The following is a 21,304-nucleotide window of genomic DNA, read 5'->3' as shown; positions in this document are numbered from 1 at the left end:
GGCCGGCGCTACAGCAGTGACGATTCGTGTTTCGCATAGTCGTACTGGGGCAGCGGCCGCCCGTCGCGCAGGGTCTGCACGATGTCGGCGTCGGCCAGGTGCAGCCGCCCGATCGCGATGAGGTCGAACTCATCGGCGCCCAGACGCTGCGTGAGCTCCGCGCGGTTGTCCAGAATGGGGTTTCCGCTGCTGCGCCGGTCCTTGAGCGCCGACCCGATGCCGACGCTGCCCACTGCCATCGTGCGCGCGCCGGTGAGCTGCTTGGCCCAGCCGGCCAGGCTCAGGTCGCTTCCCTCGAAGGCCGGGGCCTGGAAGCGGCGTGCGCTGGCATCGAGGACGTCGACACCGGCTGCCACGAGCGGACGCAGCAGCGCGCCGAGCTCTTCCGGGGTGTCGGCCAGGCGTGCGCCGAAGTCCTGCTGCTTGTGCTGCGAAAAACGGAAGAAGATGGGCAGCTCCTCGCCGATCTCTTCGCGGATGGCGCGGACCACTGCGGCGGGGAAAGCGGCGCGGCGTTCGGGGTCGCCGCCCCACTCGTCATCGCGGCGGTTCGTATCGGCCCACAGGAACGCGTCCAGGAGATAGCCGTGACCGCCGTGCAGCGCGATCCCGTCAAACCCGGCGTCGACGGCGCTGCGTGCGGCGACGCGGAACGCGGCGATGACGCTCTCAATGTCGGCAGTGGTCATGGCACGGGTGACCGGTTCCGAGGCGCGCACGTACTCGGCGGAGTAGTTGGTGATTCCGGGGGTGCCCCAGAGGCCGGAGGGCCGCATCGGGGTGACTCCCGCGCTTCCGCCCATCGCACCCCACAGCGGGCCGACGTGCCAAAGCTGCGGGATGATGCGTCCGCCTGCCTCGTGCACGCCGTCCACCACGGAGCGCCAGCCGTCCAGCGCGCTGGAAGCGAACATGTTGGGCACCGATGCGTGGTCGACCGACGCTGAATGGTCGATGGCGACACCCTCGGTGATGATCAGTCCGGTGCCGCCCTCGGCGCGGCGGCGGTAATACCGAGCCACGTCCTCGCCCGGCACGCCGCCGGGAGAATACGTGCGGGTCATCGGAGACATGACGATCCGGTTGCGCAGGTGAAGGGAGCGGACGGTGAGTTCGCGGAACAGCGGGTCGGCCGCGGCGCTCAACTCGGTCTCTGCAGAGTCGTATTCGGTGGTCACTGGGCTGCGCTCCCTGCGTTGGCGAGCATTTCGCGGGAGGCGGTCCGGCCGTCCAGCAGCGAGTTGGTGCGCGTGGTGACCTTCCAGCCGGCTTCGGTTCGCGCCAGCTCCCAGCGGTTCGCGGAGAGGCGGTCCACGTAGTATCCGGGCTCCGCGCCGTCGCGGTGCCGCACGAGCATGGAGTATCCGGTGGCGACGGCGGTGTCAGCCTCGATCCGGATGTCCGGGATGCCCATGAAATGGCTCGACCCGCCCGTAATAATCGCCTGGTGGGAGGGTCCGTGGACCATCCTGCGGAAATCGTCGGCGCCGGTGAGTGTCGCGTCGCCGTCGCCGAGGCTGTAGGTGTAGCTGCCGTCCTGCGTCCACAGCCCGGCCACCTCGTCCGCGCTGCCGGAGTCGACGGCGGGGCCGTAGGCGGCAAGCACCCCGAGGATCTCCCTGTGGTCTTCAAGATGCTGGATACGATCCCGCAGTGCGGCGATCTCGGTCAGTGGACTCATGAGTGTTTCCCCTTCGAATGCCCTTTAGCGTATCTAATATCACTAGTGGCTCAAGATGCAAACAAGCGCTTGACCGGCACGAAAGGAACGTGGGATGAGCGGATTCGAGAAGTACGGACCCTGGGCACTGATTGCCGGGGGCTCTGAGGGAGTCGGCGCCGCACTGGCGCACCAGCTGGCCGAGCGCGGCCTCAACGTGGCGCTTGTTGCGCGCAAGCCCGGTCCCCTCGCGGAGGTGGCGGAGTCGGTCCGCGCCGCTTACGACGTCGAAGTGCTCGCCATCGAGCAGGACCTGCTCGCGCCCGGAGCCGTGGAGTCAATCGCTGAGCAGCTCGGCGACCGTGAGGTCGGCCTGCTGGTGTCCAACGCGGGTGCCAACACTTACGGCGGCGAGATCGTGACGTCCGAAGCAGACCGCGCCCAGATGGTTATCGACCTGAACATCACCGTGACCCTCGCGCTCGTCCGGCGCTTCGGCCTGCCGATGCAGGAACGGCGTCGGGGCGGCATCATGCTCACCGGCTCACTCAGCGGCTTTGCCGGCACCGCTGGAATGGGCTTCTACTCAGCGGCCAAGGCGTTTGTGCACAACTTCGCCGAGGCACTGTGGATGGAGATGCGCCCGTACAACGTTGACGTTCTGGAGCTCTGCCTGGGCCTCACCCGCACGCCCGCCATGGAGCGGCACGGATTCGAATTTGATGCCCCCGGCGTGCGTTCCTCCGATCCCGAGAGGGTTGCACGCGGAGCCCTGGAGCACATCACCGACGGACCGAGCTGGTACCCGGACGGCTTCGGCGAAGATGCCGAGCTCCGGTCGGCGCACCCCCGCCGCCCCGTCGTGGAGGCAGCAAACAAGCATTACCGGTCTCCCGCGGCCTGATCGCGCACCATTCCCCGCGAGATGGCAAGTAAGTGCTTCTCTGAGCGCTGAGAAGAGCCTTTAGTGCCATCTCGCGGGGATTGCGCAGCCGGAGCCGGCCCGGAGCCGGCGGTGGTGCCTGCGCCCGCATCTGCCGGGTGGGGCGGCCCGCTGGTCCCGCCGCGGGGGAGGAGGTACGGTCACCCCTGTGACCACGATTCGCTATCAGGAATTTGAGCAGCTCAGCGCCCGTCTGGTGGGCACCCTGCACGGCCGGGTGCTGGAGATCGGCGCCGGCACGGGTGCCAATTTCGACAGCCTGGCCGCGGACGTGGACTGGATCGGGCTTGAGCCGGATGAGGCCTCCCGAGCCGAGCTTGATGCCAGAGCGGAAGCTCGCGGCTACCGTACTCCGGCACTTTCCTCGTTCGCCGAAGCCATTCCGCTGGGTTCGGCGAGCGTGGATGCCGTGCTGGGCACCGCCGTCCTCTGTTCGGTGCGTGACCCCGCGGCGGTGCTTGCCGAAGTTCGCCGCATTCTCCGGCCCGGCGGCCGGGCGGTCTTTGCCGAGCATGTCGCGGCCCCGCCCGGAACCCTGAAGCGCGCCCTGCAGTCAGCAGTCTCGCCGCTGGCGGCGAGACTGGACCGCGGCTGTCGCTGGAACCGGGACACTGCCGCACTGCTGGAGGCAGCCAACCTGCGCGGAGACCTGCAGCGCATGGAGATAAGCCAGGGCATGCTGCCTTCGGTGCCGGCCATACTCTTTTCCGGCACCGTGTCCGGGTAAGGCTCGGGCCGTCGGCTCGACCGGCGTGGCGGTTCCGCTGCTGACGCCACGCCCCTGGTCCGCAGCAGCGAAAGCCCCAGCCACGGCAGCCAACCCTGATTTTAAAGTATTTTCCCGTAGCTCCTTCGGCCGCCTACCTGTTCTCCGCGGCCCGGCCGGGAAACGGCGTAAAACCCTCAGTGCCGGGATTGCCCTCCAACAGGTAGGCTAGGACAGCCGGTACGGCAAGATTTGTCAGCAGGAACTGTGCGGCCAGCCAAAATCACGAGTGGTTGGCCGCATCTTTTGGGGAGGATGTAACAGAATGGCGCGCGAGGACTACAACGCCGGACAGGCCGAACAGCGGCGTGAGTTGGGCGCGGAGGACACCACATCGATCAGCCTGCCGCCTCAGAGCGACGCAACGTCGATGGAGCCCAAGCTCAGTTCAGATGAGCGGGCTGCCGTGGCGGCGCTGCCCGCCGGGTCGGCGCTGTTGATCGCCCACTCCGGGCCCAACAGCGGTGCACGGTTCCTTCTGGACCAGGATGTGACCACTGCCGGGCGCCATCCGAATGCGGATGTGTTCCTGGATGATGTGACGGTGTCCCGCAAGCATGTGGAGTTCCGGCGGACCGCCGACGGCTTCCGTGTGGTGGACTCCATGAGTCTGAACGGCACGTACGTTAACAACGACCGCGTGGACACGCTGCTGCTGCGAACGGGCAATGAGGTCCGGATCGGCAAGTTCCGACTGACCTTCTACGCTGCGCGGCCGACAGCTGCCCGCGCGTAAGAAAATCTCCGGCCGGAGGCTCCTGCCGGATGTCCACGGGATTACTGAGGAATAGGTACTAGGTATGTCAGCATCACAGCCCGTCAGGCGGACCCTGGGTACGGGGAACGAGCGCCTGCGCGGCCGTGTGCTCAATATCGGTGAGGTCCTCAGTGAACTCAGCGCCGATTTCCCCGGGATCAGCGCCTCCAAAATCCGGTTCCTCGAGGAAAAGGGCCTGGTCACTCCGCAGCGGACCGCGGCAGGCTACCGGAAATACACCTCGGCCGACGTCGAGCGGCTGCGGTTCGTCCTGGCGCTGCAGCGGGACCAGTACCTGCCGCTGAAAATCATCAAGGACTACCTGGATGCCATCGACCGGGGCGAGCGTCCCGAATCGTTGCCCGGAGGAATGTCGCTGACGCCGCGGGCCGTGTCCGAGCAGCTGGCGGGGGAGTTGTCCGCCCGCACGTTCGCCCGCGCCCTGACATTCGCCGAGCTGGTCCGGGAATCCGGTGCCTCGGCCGACCTGGTGCGAAACCTCGCCGGTTACGGACTGATTGCCTCCGCCGACAACGGTGCGGAGCAGGGTGCCTTCGACGAACATGCACTCAAGATTGCGAAGGCGTGCGCCAAGCTCCAGGCCCACGGGATTGAACCCCGGCATCTGCGCCCGTTCCGAGCCGCGGCGGACCGGGAGCTGGGGCTGGTGGAGAGTGTGGTGGCACCGCTGGCTTCGCGGCGCGACGTCGCCTCCAAGGCGCGGGCAGCCGAGACGGCGCGAGAGATCAGTGATCTGTGCCTGAACCTGCACAGTGCCCTGGTCAACGGGCATATCGCACGAATGGAAGGCTGAGGAGCATGCGTGAAGTCGAAGTGGTCGGTGTCAGGATCGAGCTGCCGTCCAACCAGCCGCTGGTCCTGCTCAAGGAACTGAACGGCGAACGTCATCTGCCCATCTGGATCGGTGCTCCGGAAGCCAGTGCCATCGCCTTTGTCCAGCAGGGCATCGTGCCGCCCCGGCCCATGACGCACGACCTGTTGGCTTCAGTGGTGGCTGCCCTGGGCCGCAGCGTCAGCGAGGTGCGGCTGGTGTCCGTCGAGGACACGGTCTTCTATGCCGAGCTGGTTTTCGACAATGGAGTCACCGTCAGCTCGCGCGCCTCGGATGCGATAGCGGTGGCCCTGAGGGCGCCGTGCCCCATCCTCTGTGCCGACGCAGTACTGGACGAAGCGGGCGTCCGGATTGCGGAAGCCGACGAGGACGAAGACGATGACGCAGACCAGGAGAATGCCGAGCAGGAGCTGCGGCAGTTCCGCGAATTCCTGGCCGACGTCGAGCCCGAGGACTTTGAGCGCTGATTCGACACGCCTGCAGAAAAAGGCCCTGCGTCTTTGACCTTGGCCCGGGTCAGATCTAACGTCGAAGCATAGAGTTCCCACTGCACGGTTCTCCGCAAGTCCTTTCCAGGGCATGTCCTTTCCGGGGCCGGTCCTTACAGGATCAGTCCCTTCCCCTGGGAGGTTTTGCGGGGGAAACTGAAGGGAGTCGTTCCTGGCCCCTTGATTCCGTGCCGATCCCCCCTCGGGAACCGCTACTAGGAGGCACAAGTGAGTCCGAAAGGCGATGCCGGCGAGCACATCCACGCCGCTGCGCCGGGTAAGGTCCCCGGAGCCCAGGGCTTGCTGTTCACCGAGGATCTTCCCGTTCTCGACGAGGACGCCGGCTACCGCGGTCCAACAGCCTGCAAGGCGGCAGGAATCACTTACCGTCAGTTGGATTACTGGGCCCGCACCGGGCTGGTGGAGCCGGCCGTGCGCGGGGCCTCGGGTTCCGGCACGCAGCGGCTCTACGGCTTCCGCGACATCCTGGTCCTCAAGGTCGTCAAACGCCTCCTGGACACGGGGGTTTCGCTGCAGCAGATCCGCACGGCCGTTGAACACCTGCGCGAGCGTGGAGTCGAGGATCTGGCCCAGATCACGCTGATGAGCGACGGCGCCAGCGTGTACGAGTGCACCTCCGCGGACGAAGTGATAGATCTGGTCCAGGGCGGGCAGGGCGTTTTCGGGATCGCCGTCGGACGTGTCTGGCGCGAAGTTGAAGGGAGCCTCGCCCAACTGCCGAGCGAGCGCGTAGGCGACCAGACCTTTCCCGGAGATGAACTGAGCCAGCGGCGGATTGCCCGCAAGATCAGCTAGGCACGCACCATGCTTCATCAGCCAGGCACCATACTTCAACTGCAGGCAGCGGATTCCGGTGCCTGCAGTTTTTTAGGGGCTGCTAGCTGGCGCGGCGGATGACCCGGTTGCGGACGCTGCCGCTTCCCACGAGGTTCTTCAGCAGGGAGTCGAAGGTGGCGGCGGCCTGCTTGGCCGACTCGCCGGGCCAGTGGTGCACCGAATGGGCCGCACCCTGAATCTGCTGCCAGTTGGCCTGCTCGGCAATCGTGGGGCTGAGCAACAGGTCGCCGAACATCTGATTCATCTCACCCAGCCGGAAGGCGTGCTCGTTGGAGCCGGAGCGGACCCGGTTGGCGATGATCCCCGCCGGGGCGAGATTGGGGGCAAATTCCTTGCGGAAAAGGTCCAGGGCGCGCATCGTCCGTTCGGTGCCGGCCACGGAAAACAGCGCGGGCTCGGCGACGAGCGCCACCCGGTTGCTGGCGGTCCAGGCAATGCGGGTGAGGCCGTTGAGTGAGGGCGGGCAGTCAATGAGGACCAGACCGTAGCCGCTGACACGGGAGAGAAGCGTGGAGAGCCGTTTGAGGTCGCGCCTGCCGAGGTCCGGGCGGTCATAGATGCCGGAAAAGGCGGAGCCCATGGCGACGTCGAGAACGGGCCGGCGCTTGGAATCGCCTGTCCGGGTGCGGCGGTCGTTGGCGACCCAGCCGCTGGAGACCACATTGTCCGCCAGCTGGGCGCGTCGGGAATTCTTGAGCATCTCGCCGATCCCGGGTTTGCCGGCTGCAGTCGCTCCCAGGCCCGTGGTGGCGTCGGCGTGCGGGTCCAGGTCCACAACGAGGGTGGGAATTCCTGCTGCAAGTGCAGCCGATGCCAGTCCAAGCGTTACGGAAGTCTTGCCCACGCCGCCCTTTAGACTGCTGATGCTCACTACTTGCACTTGTTGAACCAAAACCTAACGTGTCTAGGGATCACGAGCGGGGCCCTTGAGAGGCTGCAGGTTCATTCTATGTGACGCTCGGTGGTAACTCCTGCAGGGGCCGTTTTGCAGGGGTGGCGCGAAAGGGAGACTATAAAGAGCGTGACGTCCGACACTGGCGGTCCGCCGCAGTGAAATAGTCTGGACTAGAACCCGATGAGGACGGCGGTACCCGGCCGTCCCTCAGCCCGCAACGATGCAGGAGAGTAATGTTCTCGAAGATACTGGTAGCCAACCGCGGAGAAATCGCAATCCGCGCCTTCAGGGCCGCCTACGAGCTGGGCGTGAAGACTGTTGCAGTGTTCCCGTATGAGGACCGCAACTCCATCCACCGTCAAAAGGCTGACGAGGCCTATCTGATCGGTGAGGAAGGGCACCCGGTCCGCGCGTACCTCGACGTTGACGAGATCATTCGGGTCGCCAAGGAATCCGGCTGCGACGCCATCTACCCCGGATACGGATTCCTTTCCGAAAACCCCCAGCTGGCCCGCGCCGCGAGGGAAGCCGGCATCACCTTTGTAGGTCCCGCCGCCGACATCCTCGAGTTGGCCGGCCACAAGGTCCATGCCCTGAACGCGGCACGCGAAGCCGGCATCCCGGTGCTGCGCTCCACCCAGCCGAGTTCGGATCCGGAAAAGCTCCTGGGCGAGGCCGAGGACATCGGATTCCCCATCTTCGTCAAGGCCGTGGCGGGCGGCGGCGGCCGCGGCATGCGCCGCGTGGACACGGCCAAAGACCTTCCCGAGGCGCTCAACGCAGCCATGCGCGAGGCCGATACGGCCTTCGGCGACTCCACGGTCTTCCTCGAGCAGGCGGTCATCCGTCCCCGGCACATTGAGGTGCAGATCCTCGCCGACGGCGAGGGCAACGTTATCCACCTCTTTGAACGTGACTGCTCACTGCAGCGCCGCCATCAGAAGGTCATCGAAATTGCTCCGGCCCCCAACCTGGACGAGAGCATCCGGCAGGCCCTGTACCGGGACGCCGTCAAGTTCGCCAAGGCCCTGAAGTACGAGAACGCGGGGACCGTGGAGTTCCTCGTTGACACCGTCGGAGAACGCGCCGGAGAACACGTGTTCATTGAAATGAATCCGCGCATCCAGGTGGAACACACGGTCACCGAGGAAATCACCGACGTCGACCTCGTGCAGTCCCAGCTGCGCATCGCTGCCGGCGAAACGCTGGAGGACCTGGGCCTGCGGCAGAACGAACTTCAGGTGCGCGGCGCCGCGCTGCAGTGCCGCATTACCACCGAGGACCCGGCCAACGGCTTCCGCCCCGACGTCGGCAAGATCAGCGGATACCGCTCCGCCGGCGGTGCCGGGGTGCGTCTCGACGGCGGCACTGTGTACGCCGGGGCCGACATCAGCCCGCACTTCGATTCCATGCTCGTGAAGCTGACCTGCCGCGGCCGCACCTACCCGGCTGCGGTGAACCGTGCCCGCCGGGCGCTGGCCGAGTTCCGCATCCGCGGCGTCTCCTCGAACATTTCGTTCCTGCAGGCCGTCCTCGACGATCCGGACTTCATCGCCGGCGACGTCGCCACCTCCTTCATCGAGGAGCGCCCCGAACTGCTCAGCGCCCGCGGGTCTGCTGACCGCGGCTCCCGGCTGCTGAACTGGCTGGCGGACACCACCGTCAACAAGCCTCACGGCGAACTGCCCGTGCACATCAACCCGGCAGACAAACTGCCGGCTGATCTTCCGGAGGTCCGCCCCGGGTCGCGCCAGCGGCTGCTGGAACTGGGCCCGGAGCGTTTCGCGGCGGAACTCCGCGCACAGCCGGCACTGGCCGTCACCGACACCACGTTCCGGGATGCGCACCAGTCCCTGCTGGCGACCCGCGTCCGTACCCGCGACCTGCTGCTGGCGGCCCCCGCGGTGGCCGCGCTGACGCCCGAACTGCTCTCGGTCGAAGCATGGGGCGGTGCGACTTACGACGTCGCCCTCCGGTTCCTGGGCGAGGACCCCTGGGAGCGGCTCGTCTCGCTGCGCAAGGCCCTGCCGAACATCTGCATCCAGATGCTCCTGCGCGGCCGCAACACCGTGGGCTACACGCCGTACCCCACTGAGGTGGCGGAAGCCTTTGTCCAGGAGGCAGCTGACGCCGGCGTTGACATCTTCCGGATCTTCGATGCCCTCAATGACGTCGAGCAGATGGAACCGGCTATCCGCGCGGTCCGGGCCACCGGCACGGCCGTCGCCGAAGTGGCCCTGTGCTACACCGCCGACATGATGGATCCGAACGAGACGCTGTACACGCTGGACTACTACATGGACCTCGCCCAGCAGATGGTCGATGCCGGCGCGCACATCCTGGCCATCAAGGACATGGCCGGGCTGCTGCGTCCCGCTGCCGCGGCCAAGCTGGTTGCCGCCCTGCGTGAACGCTTTGACCTGCCCGTGCACCTGCACACCCACGACACCGCCGGCGGCCAGTTGGCCACCCTGCTGGCTGCGGCCAACGCGGGCGTGGATGCCGTCGACGTGGCCAGCGCCTCGCTGGCCGGCACCACCAGCCAGCCTTCGGCGTCGTCGCTCGTTGCCGCGCTGACCAACACGGACCGCGACACGGGGCTGAGCCTGGATGCCATCAGCGCCATGGAGCCGTACTGGGAAGCGGTGCGCCGGGTCTACGCTCCGTTCGAGTCCGGTCTGGCCGGACCCACCGGACGCGTCTACCAGCATGAGATTCCCGGCGGACAGCTCTCCAACCTCCGCCAGCAGGCCATCGCCCTCGGCCTGGGCGAGCGGTTCGAAGCGATCGAGGACATGTACACCGCCGCGGACCGCATTCTGGGCCGGCTGGTCAAGGTCACGCCCTCCTCCAAGGTGGTCGGAGACCTCGCCCTGCAGCTGGTCGGCAGCAACGTCTCACCCGCGGACTTCGAGGAAAACCCGCAGAACTACGACATCCCCGATTCGGTCATCGGCTTCCTCAGCGGCGAACTGGGCAACCCGCCCGGCGGCTGGCCGGAGCCCTTCCGGACCAAGGCGCTCCAGGGCCGCACCATCAAGGTGCGCGACGCCGAACTCACCGAGGTGGACCGCGCCGGCCTGGCCGGCGACTCCGCCACCCGGCGGGAAACGCTGAACCGGCTCCTGTTCCCCGGCCCGGCCAAGGAATTCGCGACCGTCCGTGAAACCTACGGCGACGTGTCGGTCCTGGACACCCGTGACTACCTCTACGGCCTGCAGCGCGGGGTTGAGCACGTGGTGGAACTCGAAAAGGGTGTCCGCCTGATTGCCACCCTTGAAGCCGTGGGGGAGCCCGATGAAAAGGGCATGCGTTCGGTGATGACCACCCTGAACGGCCAGATGCGCCCCGTCCTGGTCCGTGACCGCAGCGTGCAGTCGCAGGTGAAGGTCGCCGAACAGGCCGACCCGGGCAACCCCGGCCACGTTGCCGCGCCGTTCGCCGGCGCCGTGACCATCACGGTCCAGGAAGGCGATGAAGTGGCGGCCGGCGAAACCGTTGCCACCATCGAAGCCATGAAGATGGAGGCCTCGATCACGGCCCCCGTCGCCGGCACCGTGACGCGGGTGGCGATCTCCGCCGTCGAGCAGGTGCAGGGCGGGGACCTGCTGGTGGCGATCGATCCCAAGAAGGAGAGCTAGCCCCAGCGCTTCCGCCGCACGGCGGAAGCACAACGGAAGCACATAAGGACCCCGGGAACCGGTTACGGATCCCGGGGTCCTTGCGGCTCTAGACTGGAATCGTGACTCATTTTGATTTGGCCATCATTGGCTCGGGTTCGGGCAATTCGCTGATCACCCCCGACTGGGACGGCAGGAAAGTTGCGGTCATCGACGGGGGCACCTTCGGCGGCACCTGCCTGAACGTCGGCTGCATCCCGACGAAAATGTTCGTGTATCCGGCGCAACTTGCCGCGGCCGGTGCCGACGGCCGGCGCCTGGGCGTCGACCAGACCCTGGAGAAGGTGCGCTGGCGGGACATCCGCGACCGCATCTTCACCAGGATCGATTCCATCTCCGAGGGCGGCCGCCGCTACCGTGCCGAGGAGCTGGAGAACGTCACGCTGTATGAGAACCACGTGCGGTTCGTCGGCGAGCACGCCCTGGAGACCGACGACGGCCAACGCATCACGGCCGACCAGATAGTGGTGGCCGCCGGCTCACGGCCGGTGCTGCCGGACGTGCCCGGCATGGACCTGCCGCAGGTGCACACCTCTGACACCGTGATGCGGATACCCGACCTGCCGGAGCGAATCCTCATCATCGGCGGCGGTTACATAGCCGCCGAGTTTGGATTCGTGTTTTCAGCGTTCGGCGCCAAGGTCACGATGGCGGCGCGCTCCGGTCCGCTGCTGCGTGCCTTGGACGCGACCTTGTCCGCACGGTACACCGAGGAAGTCTCCAAGCAGTGGGACGTTCGGCTCAACACCCAGGTGACGGCGCTGATGGAAAACGCCGACGGCTCCGTCCGGGCGCTGCTGCGCGGACCCGGGGGAGAGACCGGCATGGACGTTGATCTTGTGCTGGTGGCAACCGGCCGGGTGCCCAACACCGACCGCCTTGATGTCCAGGCTGCCGGATTCGACCAGCGTGCGGACGGACGGCTGGCAGTGGACGAATTCCAGCGCGTGCTGAAGGACGGCAGGCCGGTCGACGGCGTCTGGGGATTGGGGGATGTCAGCGGCGACTTCCAGCTCAAGCATGTGGCCAACCATGAGGCGCGCACCGTGGCGCACAACCTGGTGCACCCCGGGGACCTGCGCGCGAGCGACCACCGGTTCGTTCCCGCGGCGGTCTTCACCAGCCCGCAGATCGCATCCGTGGGCATGACCGAGGAGGAAGCCCGCCGCGATACCCGGGCGAGGGGAGTGGAGCTGGCCGTGGCGGTGCAGGAATACGGCTCCACCGCGTACGGCTGGGCGATGGAAGACACGACCGGATTTGTGAAGCTGCTGGCGGAGAAGGAAAGCGGGACGCTGCTCGGGGCGCACATCATGGGCCATGAGGCGTCCATGCTGATCCAGCCGTTGATCCAGGCCATGTCCTTCGGTTTGGATGCGCAGACGATGGCCTCGGGCCAGTACTGGATCCATCCCGCGCTGACCGAGGTGGTGGAGAACGCGCTGCTGTCCCTGCGGACCGGCACTGCCCGGTAAACCCGCAGGGACTGCTGCCGCGACGTGCCGGGCTAGACCTTCTGGCCGCTGTAGATGTCTTCCACCACGGCTGAGTAGTCCCGAAGCACCTGGGCGCGCTTGATCTTCAGGGACGGCGTGAGGTGGCCGCTGGCTTCGGTGAAGTCGGTCGGAACCACGCGGAAAACCTTGATGGCCTCGGCCTGGGAGACCGTCTTGTTGGCGCTGTCCACCAGGGCCTGGATTTCGATCTGCAGCTGGGCGGTCTCGGCAGCTTCGGCCACCGTCGTACCGGCCGGCAGCTTGTGGCGCTCGAGCCAGCCGGGAAGGGCTTCCTCGTCCAGGGTGACCAGTGCGGAGATGAAGGGCCGCTGGTCTCCGACAACGACGCACTGGGAGATGATGGCGTCGGCGCGGATGCTGTCCTCCAGGACCGCCGGAACGACGTTCTTGCCGCTGGCGGTGACGATGATTTCCTTCTTGCGGCCGGTGATCTTCAGGAAGCCGTCCGAGTCCAGCTGGCCGATGTCCCCGGTCCGGAACCAGCCGTCGTCGAAGGCTTCAGCCGTCAGGTCGGGGCGCTTGTAGTAGCCCTTCATGACGCTGACGCCCCGGGTCAGGATCTCGCCGTCGTCGGCGATCTTGACCGCGTTGCCGGGCAGGGGCGCGCCGACGGTGCCGATCTTGATCAGCTTGGGGGTGCTGACGCTGATGGGAGCGGTGGTCTCGGTCAGTCCGTAGCCCTCCAGGACCATCACGCCGATGCCGTGGAAGAAGTGCCCGAGACGGTCCCCCAGGGGTGCTCCGCCGGAAATTGCATACTGGACCCGGCCGCCCATCGCGGTGCGGATCTTGCCGTAGAGCAGCCTGTCGAAGACGGCGTGCTTGACCTTGAGGGCCAGCGGGATCTTGCCGGCCTCCTGCGCTTTGGACCATTCAATGGCGGTCTTGGCGCCGGCGTGGAAGATCTTGCCCTTCCCGCCGTCCTCGGCCTTGAGCATGGAGGAGTTGTAGACCTTCTCGAAGACGCGGGGGACCACGAGGAGGAAGGAGGGCTTGTAGCTCTGCAGATCCGGAAGCAGGTTCCTGACGTCCGGCGTGTGGGCCACTGTGGCGCCGGCGGTGACGCACAGGACGGAAATGAACCGGGCAAACACGTGGGCGAGCGGCAGGAACATGATGGTCTGCGCGCCTTCGCGGCAAACTTCGGGCACGGCCAGGGCGGCGTTCCGGGAGAGATTCACGAAGTTGCCGTGCGTCAGTTCGCAGCCCTTGGGCCGGCCTGTGGTTCCCGAGGTGTAGATAATGGTGGCGGTGTCCTCCAGCGTGGCCTTCGAACGGCGCGCTTCGAGCTCGGCGTCGGACACTGCTGCGCCGGCCGTGCGGAGCTCATCCAGGCCCGAGCCGTCGATCTGCCAGACGTTGCGCACGGCGTCGAGATCTTCCTCCACACCGGCCTGCCGGACCACGTTCTCATGGCGGGCGGCTTCGACCACCACGGCGACGGCACCGGAATCACCGAGGATCCAGGCCACCTGGGAGGGCGATGAGGTCTCGTAAATCGGCACGGAGACCGCCCCGGCAAACCATAGGGCAAAGTCCACGAGCGTCCACTCGTACCGGGTGCGGGCCATGATGCCCACGCGGTCGCCCGGTTGGATGCCGGAGGCGGCGAAGCCCTTGGCGAGCAGCCGGACGTCCTTCAGGAAATCAGTGGCGGTGATGGCCTGCCAGGTGTCGTCGGCTGCCCGAACCGAGAAAAGGGCCGGATTGGAGGCCTTGGCCGCCTGTTCCAGCAGTAGGTCGGTGGTGTTTGTCTCCAATGGTGATTCCACCAGAGGGGGGACACTGTATTCACGCACGATAGCTCCTTTGATATCCGGCCGGCCCGCAGGCGTTACCGCAGACTTTACCGCACAACCTATAACGTGGGTCACATAAAATACCCGCCAGTAACTTCTCGAAGCAATAACGCTTTCGCTGGCGGACCGGCCGGTGAATACAATTGGTTGTTGATGCGTCCCGTTAACCCAGCGCCCGTTCCCCGTTCTTCCCCGATCCTTTGGCAGCGCCGTGCCATTGAGCCCTTCCCCGCCCGCCGGCCCATCCGGCTGCCGAACCGGATGCGGCGACGCGGGCTGGCCATCGGGATCGATATCGGCGGCACCAAGGTGGCCGCGGGCCTGGTCGACGGCGACGGCCGCATCATTGCCGAAGCCCGCCGCGCCACTCCCGGCCAGGATCCGCGCGAGGTCGAGTCCGTCATCGTGGACCTGGTGCGGGAACTGTCCGCGAACCACCACGTGTGGTCCGTCGGCATCGGCGCCGCCGGCTGGATGGACCTTGCCGGCAGCACGGTGCTCTTCAGCCCCCATTTGGCCTGGCGCAACGAACCGCTGCGGGAGAACCTCGAACGGCTGCTGCGCCGGCGCGTGTACCTGGTCAACGATGCCGACGGCGCTGCCTGGGCAGAGTGGCGCTTCGGGTCCGGACTGGGCCAGAGCCGGATGGTCTGCGTGACGCTCGGCACCGGAATCGGTGGTGCCATGGTGATGGACGGCCGGCTGGAGCGGGGAAGATTCGGCGTGGCGGGAGAGTTCGGCCACCAGATCATCATGCCGTCCGGGCAACGCTGCGAGTGCGGAAACCGCGGCTGCTGGGAGCAGTATGCCTCAGGCAATGCGCTGGGTCGGGAAGCCCGTGAACTGGCCGCCGCAAACTCCCCGGTGGCCCAGGAACTGCTGCGGGCCGTGGACGGCGACATCAGTGCCATCACCGGCGCCGTGGTCACCAGGATGGCCCTTGAGGGCGACCAGACGTCAGTGGAACTGCTGGAAGAGGTCGGTCAGTGGCTTGGCCTCGGACTGGCGAACCTGGCGGCCGCGCTGGATCCGGGAATGTTTGTCATCGGCGGAGGCCTGAGCGCTGCCGGTGACCTGTTGCTGGAACCCGCCCGCAGGTCCTTCGCCCGGAACCTGACCGGCCGCGGGTTCCGGCCCGCGGCGCGGCTGGAACTGGCCGCCCTCGGGCCCGCTGCCGGCATGATCGGCGCCGCTGACCTGTCCCGAATTGCAGCCCGGCGCTGAGTTCAGCTGCCCTTAGACGGCGGCGCCGTCGTCATCGCGGTGCTGGGGCAACCGGAAGAGCAAATAGCCCACGGCCACACCGAAGAGGGCAACCAAGCCGAGAATGACGGCCAGCGGAGCTCCGCGCCAAAACATGGCGAACAGCAGCAGCAGGAGGGGCCCGCCCAAAGCGCCGATCCACGCCAGGACCACGAGCGGCTCACCGGTGCTGAACGGCGGCGGTTCGGGCGGCACAAACTCACCCTCCGACTCGAGTTCCTCGGGCTCGTCGTAATCCCGGGGGCCCCGCGGCGGCTGTGCGCGGAACGGCTGGTTCTCGAAAATGGCGCGGGTGCGCTCGGCGGGGGAGCGCGGAACGGGGCCGCGGGCCGGGGTGCCTTCACCGGAGCCCGGCTTGGCAGCAGTTTCGGCTCCGCCGGTCCCGGAGGGAGTTTCGGGGTGAGCCCCTTCGTCCGCGCCCGCCGGCGATGGTGAATCAGCCGCATCCGGCCCGGACGCCGTCGCTCCGGGTTTGATCCGGGACCCTTCGGAGCTGCCGTGTCCGCCGGGTGCATCCCGGCCGCCGTGCGTCTCATCAGCCGGCATATTCTCCAGCCGGGCCACGAGGTCCAGCCAGACGGCGTTGTCAGTGGACTCGTTGCGTTCCGGTTCGCGTTCTTTCATGCTGGCGCACCTGCGCTGATCCTTTGGATGAACTGGTGGGAACGGTCAAAAATCAAGGGAGCATCATGATCCATGGTTGCCACATGATAGCTGTTTTCCAAGGGGACCACCTCCAGTTCGCTGCCCAGATACCTGCGCAGGACGTCCATGCTGGAGTCCGGGACCACCGAGTCCACCGTCGAGCGGAAGGCGAGGACCGGTGCCGTCGTGATCCGCGGCAGCACCGCCGTCGTGTCCTTGAACAGCCGCATGAGCTGGTGAACGCCGCCCACGGGGGTCCGCAGGTAGGCACCTTCATCCTGGCCGTCGAGCTTGATGTTGTTGGCAATCGCCGGTACTGAACGCTGAACGTACTTCAGGAGTCCCGAGTACCTGGCCCGCGGATCATCGATGGTCAGTCCCGGATTCACCACCGCCACCCCGGCGACGGGGCGGTGTGCGGCAAGGCGGAGGGCCAGCGTCCCGCCCATGGACAAGCCCGCGGCGACCACGCTGTCGGTCCGCTCTGCAAGTTGCTGGTACGCCCGGTCGTAGGCGTCATACCAGAGCTCCCAGGGAGTGCGGGCCAGCTCCTGCCAGGTGGTTCCGTGTCCGGGCAGCAGCGGCAGGCTCACCGCGTAGCCCTGGGCGGAGAGGTGCCGGGCCCAGGCGGCAAGGCTGACCGGGGACCCGGTGAAGCCGTGGCTCAGGAGAACGCCGGTGGCTGCATTCACGCCTTGCCCGTCGCTGGTAAAGGCGGCTGCGCCCGGTGGGAGAGTCATACCTCTATGGTTGCATTCAGGAGGCTGATTTCCACCCCCGTAACGCCCAAAGTTGCGTCGCCGCCGAGAGTCGAAATTCAACGCAGCCGGGAGGGCGCATAGAGTAGGAGTTGGGAACCAAACCGGGTCCCTGATTTGTTATGTCCGGACGGGAGAGCTGGCTTACGTGTTCTATTGGGTGATGAAGACCATTTTCATCGGACCGGTGGTCAATCTGCTCTTCAGACCCTGGGTTAAAGGCATGAACAATGTGCCCGAAACCGGTCCGGCCGTGCTGGTGAGCAACCACTTGTCCTTCTCCGATTCGATCTTCCTGCCGCTGGCGGTGCCGCGTCCCGTGAGCTTTCTGGCGAAGTCGGAGTACTTCACGGGCAAGGGGATCAAGGGCAAGCTCACTGCCGCTTTCTTCCGGCTCACCAACCAGCTCCCGATGGACCGTTCCGGCGGTGCGGCATCAGCCAGCTCCCTCAGCGCCGGCGTGGACGTCCTGGAGAACGGGGGACTGCTCGGCATCTACCCCGAGGGCACGCGCAGCCCGGACGGCCGGCTGTACCGTGGCAAGACCGGCGTGGCCAAACTGGTGCTGAAAACCGGCGTCCCGGTGATTCCGGTGGCCATGATCGGCACTGACAAGGTCCAGCCGATCGGCCGGAAGATCCCCAACATCCGCCGCATCGGCATCATCGTCGGCGAGCCGCTGGACTTCTCCCGGTACGCGGGCATGGAGAACGACCGGTTCATCCAGCGCTCGGTGACCGATGAAATCATGTACGAGCTGATGCGTCTGTCAGGCCAGGAATACGTTGACGTGTACGCCAGCACCATGAAGGAAAAGCAGGCCGCGGCCCGCAAGGTTTCCAAGGGAGCCGAGGCCCGCAGCGCAGCGGTGCGTCTGCCCGAGCCGGGCACCGCCGCCTCGAAGGCGGTCGGATCCTCAGCTGCCGCAGCGGAACCCGGCGGCCGCACCCATCCGGCAGCGGAGCATGGCACCGCCGGCACCGGCGACGGCTCGGCGCCTTCACCAGGGTCGGCACCCGGACAGGAGCCGGCAGCCGCCGAAACGCCGTCCCGGCGGAAATCGCTGCGGAAGCCCGGCACGGTGACGATCATTGGCCGCCGGAAAACGCCGCCCGCATCGGCGGGTCCCGCGGCATCCACGGGTGCCGAACCCGAGGACACGGAACCCCACAGCGCCTAGTCTGCCGCCGTCGTCCGGCTTTATCCGGGCCTTACCCGGCTGGGGCTTCCGCTTGCTCCGCTGCCGCTGCGCCGGCGCGCCGGCCAAAGAAGGTTCCGTCGCCCAGGGACGTGCCGCTGATGTAGCCGTGGCCGTGCAGGCCCGACGTGACCCGGCCGGCGGCATAAAGTCCCGGCATCGGTGAGCCGGAAACATCGAGGACTTCGCCGTCGAGCCCGGTGCGCAGCCCGCCAAGGCTGAAGACCTTGGCCCCGCCCCGCCCCGAAGCACCCAGCTCCGGCGATGCCATCCCGCGGCTGACATCGATCCCGGCAAACGGTGCCTCCAGCGGACGCACCCACCGCTTGTCCTTGTGGAAGTACGGATCCTCGCCCGCCGCCGCGTGTCGGTTGTACTCGCTCACGGAAGCGGTCAGGGCGCCGTCGGGCATGCCGATCTCCTGTTCCAGCTCGCCGATGGTTTCGGCAACGTAGTGCGGAAGCACTCCCCAGCGTTCGTTTTCGGGCACTTCCTCGAAGGACTTTTCGTCCAGGATGATCCAGACTGCCAGGTCCTGCCGGAACAGGGCGGCCTGGCCCAGCATTCCGGGATACTGGTCTTCGTTGATGAACCGCTGGCCGACGGCGTTGACCAGCATGCCGCGCACCGCCAAGGCCGGCACCAGGGTGATGCCCACCTGGGCCGCCGACATCCGCTGCACTGCTGCTCCGGCCGCCTGGGCCATTTTGATTCCGTGCCCGTCGTCCCCGCCGTCGCTGGTCGCACCCAATCCGATCAGCTGCGGGGCGTGCTGGGCCACCATCTCCGCATTGTCGGCAAATCCGCCGGTGGTCAGAATGACTCCCCGCCGGGCCCGGTAGGTCACCGGCTTTCCGAAGCGGCGCGCAGTAACACCAACAACCCGGGGCCCGTCAAGGATGAGCTGCGTGGCATAAGTATCGGTATGGATCCCGGCCCCCGCTTCCTCCACGGCCCGGCAAAGGACATCCATCAGCACCTTGCCGCCGAAGCCCTTAGCGGTAACCCGGTGACCACGGGGTGCCGGCTTGGCGAGGCCGGTGAAGGGGTACGCGTTTTCACCCAGCCACATCAGGCCGTCGTCGGTGGGAGGAACCCAAGAGGGAGTTCCCCAGAAGGACGGCTTGAACGGGACGCCCTGCTTGGTGAGCCAGTCGTAGTGCTCCAGACTGCCGCGGCTGTACATCCTGATTTTCACGGCGTCGGCCGAGGGCCCCAATGCCGCGAGCAGATACGCTTCCATGTCTTCGGCGGTGTCGGTGAAGCCGCAGGCACTCTGGATGGGAGTGCCGGCACCCAGATAGATCTCTCCGCCGGAGGCCGCGGACGAGCCGCCTCCACCGCTGGCGCGTTCCAGGACGATGACGTCGGCACCCCGGCTGCGCGCTTCCAGGGCTGCGGCGGCTCCGGCGCAGCCGTATCCGATCACCAAAACGTCGGTTTCGAAGTCAAAGTCGAGGACACTCCGGCGATCCGCCGGTCCCGCCGGTTCTTGCCTGCTCATCATTGAGGCCCTCCGCTAGTCGATTGGTTGGTTACTAAACCATGGGCGGCTCCGGGCGGAAACCCGGTCCCGGCCAACGGGACTCGGTCGGCTGCAGCCGGACCGGGGAGGCGGCCAGGCAGGCATGTGCGGCGGCCAGTGTTGCGGAGCGGCGGGCCCAGATTACGTCAGCCTGCGTGCGCCTTCTGCCCCGGAGCGCTGCAGACAGTACCCTTGAAGGCGTGACTTACACTCCTGTAGACAACGCGTCAGATTTTTCCACCGCTCCCCGGCAGGGCGCGGCGGACTATCCGGGCCTGGACGACTGGCGGTCCCTGCCGGCTCTCCAGCAGCCGTCGTGGCAGGACCACCCCGGGTATCCGGCGGCAGTCGCCGAACTGTCGATGGTCCCTCCGCTGGTCTTCGCCGGAGAGGTCGACATCCTCCGTGACCGGCTGGCAGCCGCAGCCCAGGGCAAGGCGTTCCTGCTGCAGGGCGGTGACTGTGCCGAGACCTTCGACGGTGCAACCGCTGACAAGATCAGTGCCCGGGTAAAAACCATCCTGCAGATGGCAGTTGTCCTGACCTACGGCGCCTCGCTGCCCGTCATCAAGATGGGCCGGATGGCCGGCCAGTTCGCCAAGCCGCGTTCCTCCAACGACGAGACCCGGGCGGGCGTGACGCTGCCCGCCTACCGCGGCGACATGGTCAACGGCTACGACTTCACTCCGGAGTCCCGCGAGCACAACCCGGCACGGATGGTCCGCGCCTACCATACGTCCGCTTCGACCCTGAACCTCATCCGGGCGTTCACCCAGGGCGGGTTTGCCGACCTGCGCCTGGTGCACCACTGGAACAAGGGCTTCACCGCGAACCCGGCACATTCACGGTACGAGTCACTGGCCCGCGAGATTGACCGGGCCGTGCGGTTCATGGATGCCTGCGGGACGGATTTCGAGGCGCTCAAGCGCGTGGAGTTCTTCGCGAGCCACGAGGCACTGCTCCTGGACTACGAGCGCGCGCTGACCCGCATCGACTCCAGGACCGGATTCCCGTACGACACCTCGGCGCACTTCCTCTGGATTGGCGAACGCACCCGCGACCTGGAGTCCGCACATGTGGACTTCCTGTCCAAGGTCCGCAATCCGATCGGCGTCAAGCTGGGCCCGAACACCAAGCCCGAAGACGCCCTGGCCCTGATCGACAAGCTCGATCCGGAACGCGAACCGGGCCGCCTGACCTTCATCACGCGGATGGGTGCGCAGAACATCCGGGAAAAGCTACCGCCGCTGGTGGAGCGGGTCACCGCCTCCGGAGCCAAGGTTCTCTGGGTGACGGATCCGATGCACGGCAACACCGTGACGTCGCCGAACGGCTACAAGACCCGCAACTTCGACGACGTCATGGACGAGGTCCGCGGCTTCTTCGAAGTGCACAACGCTCTGGGCACCTTCCCGGGCGGCCTGCACGTGGAGATGACCGGCGACGACGTCGCTGAGTGCCTGGGCGGGGCGGATCCGGTGGATCAGGAGGCGTTCCTGGAAGGCTACGAATCCGTCTGCGATCCGCGCCTGAACCACATGCAGTCACTGGAAATGGCGTTCCTGGTCGCCGGAGCACTCTCCCGCCAGGGCTAGAGGCCACGGGCGTCCGCTTCCGCCGGATCCTTCCCCCGAAATGGCAGTAGGTGCCCCTCCCCGCGCTGGGGGGGGCACCCACAGGCCGTTCGGGGCGGAGGAGC

At 66.8% G+C, this 21,304-nt stretch carries 17 protein-coding genes and 1 pseudogene; 11 read left to right on the top strand and 7 right to left on the bottom strand.

Annotated features, from left to right (window positions below):
• Window positions 1-8: 8 nt before the first annotated feature.
• Entirely contained in the window at window positions 9-1,178 is a 1,170-nt protein-coding gene (locus QNN99_RS13690) for an oxidoreductase (RefSeq protein ID WP_229967037.1), read from the bottom strand.
• On the bottom strand, window positions 1,175-1,681 hold the full coding sequence (locus QNN99_RS13685) for a nuclear transport factor 2 family protein (RefSeq protein ID WP_229967035.1): 507 nt from the start codon (window positions 1,679-1,681) through the stop codon (window positions 1,175-1,177). The genes QNN99_RS13690 and QNN99_RS13685 overlap by 4 nt, the downstream gene beginning before the upstream one ends.
• Window positions 1,682-1,775: 94 nt before the next feature.
• Here QNN99_RS13685 and QNN99_RS13680 point away from each other — a divergent pair, with 94 nt between their 5' ends.
• The 6 genes from QNN99_RS13680 to QNN99_RS13655 all read left to right on the top strand — a co-directional run bounded on the left by QNN99_RS13680 (window position 1,776) and on the right by QNN99_RS13655 (window position 6,283).
• On the top strand, window positions 1,776-2,564 hold the full coding sequence (locus QNN99_RS13680) for an SDR family NAD(P)-dependent oxidoreductase (protein ID WP_229967033.1): 789 nt from the start codon (window positions 1,776-1,778) through the stop codon (window positions 2,562-2,564).
• A 187-nt stretch (window positions 2,565-2,751) separates the two neighbouring features.
• Complete coding sequence (locus tag QNN99_RS13675) at window positions 2,752-3,330, top strand: class I SAM-dependent methyltransferase (RefSeq protein WP_229967031.1); 579 nt, start codon at window positions 2,752-2,754, stop codon at window positions 3,328-3,330.
• Window positions 3,331-3,634: 304 nt separating this feature from the next.
• Window positions 3,635-4,105, top strand: coding sequence for an FHA domain-containing protein (locus QNN99_RS13670; protein ID WP_229967029.1), 471 nt, complete (start codon window positions 3,635-3,637; stop codon window positions 4,103-4,105).
• 64 nt (window positions 4,106-4,169) lie between these two features.
• Window positions 4,170-4,940 carry a transcriptional regulator FtsR gene (gene ftsR, locus QNN99_RS13665; protein ID WP_229967027.1) on the top strand — a complete coding sequence of 257 codons (771 nt, stop codon included), beginning with the start codon at window positions 4,170-4,172 and terminating at the stop codon, window positions 4,938-4,940.
• 5 nt (window positions 4,941-4,945) lie between these two features.
• Window positions 4,946-5,446, top strand: coding sequence for a bifunctional nuclease family protein (locus tag QNN99_RS13660; RefSeq protein WP_229967025.1), 501 nt, complete (start codon window positions 4,946-4,948; stop codon window positions 5,444-5,446).
• Between the two features lie 249 nt (window positions 5,447-5,695).
• On the top strand, window positions 5,696-6,283 hold the full coding sequence (locus QNN99_RS13655) for a MerR family transcriptional regulator (protein ID WP_284015990.1): 588 nt from the start codon (window positions 5,696-5,698) through the stop codon (window positions 6,281-6,283).
• An 82-nt stretch (window positions 6,284-6,365) separates the two neighbouring features.
• On the opposite strand, the gene QNN99_RS13650 is transcribed toward QNN99_RS13655, so the two are convergent.
• Window positions 6,366-7,205 (bottom strand): ParA family protein, encoded by an 840-nt coding sequence (locus QNN99_RS13650; RefSeq protein ID WP_229967023.1) that lies wholly within the window; start codon window positions 7,203-7,205, stop codon window positions 6,366-6,368.
• A 248-nt stretch (window positions 7,206-7,453) separates the two neighbouring features.
• Between QNN99_RS13650 and QNN99_RS13645 the strand changes: the two genes are divergently transcribed.
• Complete coding sequence (locus QNN99_RS13645) at window positions 7,454-10,861, top strand: pyruvate carboxylase (protein WP_229967021.1); 3,408 nt, start codon at window positions 7,454-7,456, stop codon at window positions 10,859-10,861.
• 101 nt (window positions 10,862-10,962) lie between these two features.
• Window positions 10,963-12,375 (top strand): mycothione reductase, encoded by a 1,413-nt coding sequence (locus tag QNN99_RS13640; protein ID WP_229967019.1) that lies wholly within the window; start codon window positions 10,963-10,965, stop codon window positions 12,373-12,375.
• A gap of 32 nt (window positions 12,376-12,407) precedes the next feature.
• On the opposite strand, the gene QNN99_RS13635 is transcribed toward QNN99_RS13640, so the two are convergent.
• Window positions 12,408-14,216, bottom strand: coding sequence for an AMP-dependent synthetase/ligase (locus QNN99_RS13635; RefSeq protein ID WP_229967017.1), 1,809 nt, complete (start codon window positions 14,214-14,216; stop codon window positions 12,408-12,410).
• 261 nt (window positions 14,217-14,477) lie between these two features.
• On the opposite strand from QNN99_RS13635, the gene QNN99_RS13630 reads away from it, so the two are divergent.
• The gene (locus QNN99_RS13630; RefSeq protein WP_229967123.1) at window positions 14,478-15,440 is read left to right on the top strand and encodes an ROK family glucokinase; all 963 of its coding nucleotides are present in this window, start codon (window positions 14,478-14,480) and stop codon (window positions 15,438-15,440) included.
• Between the two features lie 12 nt (window positions 15,441-15,452).
• Here the strand turns inward: QNN99_RS13630 and QNN99_RS13625 are convergent, their stop codons facing one another.
• Together QNN99_RS13625 and QNN99_RS13620 are read right to left on the bottom strand one after the other, a co-directional pair.
• On the bottom strand, window positions 15,453-16,103 hold the full coding sequence (locus QNN99_RS13625; RefSeq protein WP_229967015.1) for a hypothetical protein: 651 nt from the start codon (window positions 16,101-16,103) through the stop codon (window positions 15,453-15,455).
• Window positions 16,100-16,864 carry an alpha/beta hydrolase gene (locus tag QNN99_RS13620; protein ID WP_229967013.1) on the bottom strand — a complete coding sequence of 255 codons (765 nt, stop codon included), beginning with the start codon at window positions 16,862-16,864 and terminating at the stop codon, window positions 16,100-16,102. The genes QNN99_RS13625 and QNN99_RS13620 overlap by 4 nt, the downstream gene beginning before the upstream one ends.
• 166 nt (window positions 16,865-17,030) lie before the next feature.
• Between QNN99_RS13620 and QNN99_RS13615 the strand changes: the two are divergent.
• Window positions 17,031-17,705, top strand: a pseudogene (locus QNN99_RS13615) (lysophospholipid acyltransferase family protein); the annotation flags it as partial.
• A gap of 388 nt (window positions 17,706-18,093) precedes the next feature.
• Here QNN99_RS13615 and QNN99_RS13610 read toward each other — a convergent pair.
• Entirely contained in the window at window positions 18,094-19,584 is a 1,491-nt protein-coding gene (locus tag QNN99_RS13610; protein WP_229967012.1) for an FAD-dependent oxidoreductase, read from the bottom strand.
• Window positions 19,585-19,805: 221 nt separating this feature from the next.
• On the opposite strand from QNN99_RS13610, the gene QNN99_RS13605 reads away from it, so the two are divergent.
• Complete coding sequence (locus QNN99_RS13605) at window positions 19,806-21,200, top strand: class II 3-deoxy-7-phosphoheptulonate synthase (RefSeq protein WP_229967011.1); 1,395 nt, start codon at window positions 19,806-19,808, stop codon at window positions 21,198-21,200.
• Window positions 21,201-21,304: the final 104 nt, after the last annotated feature.

The organism is Arthrobacter sp. zg.Y820 (genome assembly GCF_030125555.1).
Lineage (GTDB): Bacteria > Actinomycetota > Actinomycetes > Actinomycetales > Micrococcaceae > Arthrobacter_B.
This window is presented reverse-complemented; position numbering and strand designations above follow the sequence as displayed.

Excerpts from the sequence above, each read along its gene's own strand:
- QNN99_RS13625 (WP_229967015.1), bottom strand. The coding sequence starts at position 16,103 with ATGAAAGAACGCGAACCGGAACGCAACGAGTCCACTGACAACGCCGTC.
- QNN99_RS13630 (WP_229967123.1), top strand. The coding sequence starts at position 14,478 with ATGCGGCGACGCGGGCTGGCCATCGGGATCGATATCGGCGGCACCAAG.
- QNN99_RS13645 (WP_229967021.1), top strand. The coding sequence starts at position 7,454 with ATGTTCTCGAAGATACTGGTAGCCAACCGCGGAGAAATCGCAATCCGC.
- QNN99_RS13660 (WP_229967025.1), top strand. The coding sequence starts at position 4,946 with ATGCGTGAAGTCGAAGTGGTCGGTGTCAGGATCGAGCTGCCGTCCAAC.
- QNN99_RS13685 (WP_229967035.1), bottom strand. The coding sequence starts at position 1,681 with ATGAGTCCACTGACCGAGATCGCCGCACTGCGGGATCGTATCCAGCAT.
- QNN99_RS13620 (WP_229967013.1), bottom strand. The coding sequence starts at position 16,864 with ATGACTCTCCCACCGGGCGCAGCCGCCTTTACCAGCGACGGGCAAGGC.
- ftsR (WP_229967027.1), top strand. The coding sequence starts at position 4,170 with ATGTCAGCATCACAGCCCGTCAGGCGGACCCTGGGTACGGGGAACGAG.
- QNN99_RS13610 (WP_229967012.1), bottom strand. The coding sequence starts at position 19,584 with ATGAGCAGGCAAGAACCGGCGGGACCGGCGGATCGCCGGAGTGTCCTC.
- QNN99_RS13670 (WP_229967029.1), top strand. The coding sequence starts at position 3,635 with ATGGCGCGCGAGGACTACAACGCCGGACAGGCCGAACAGCGGCGTGAG.
- QNN99_RS13680 (WP_229967033.1), top strand. The coding sequence starts at position 1,776 with ATGAGCGGATTCGAGAAGTACGGACCCTGGGCACTGATTGCCGGGGGC.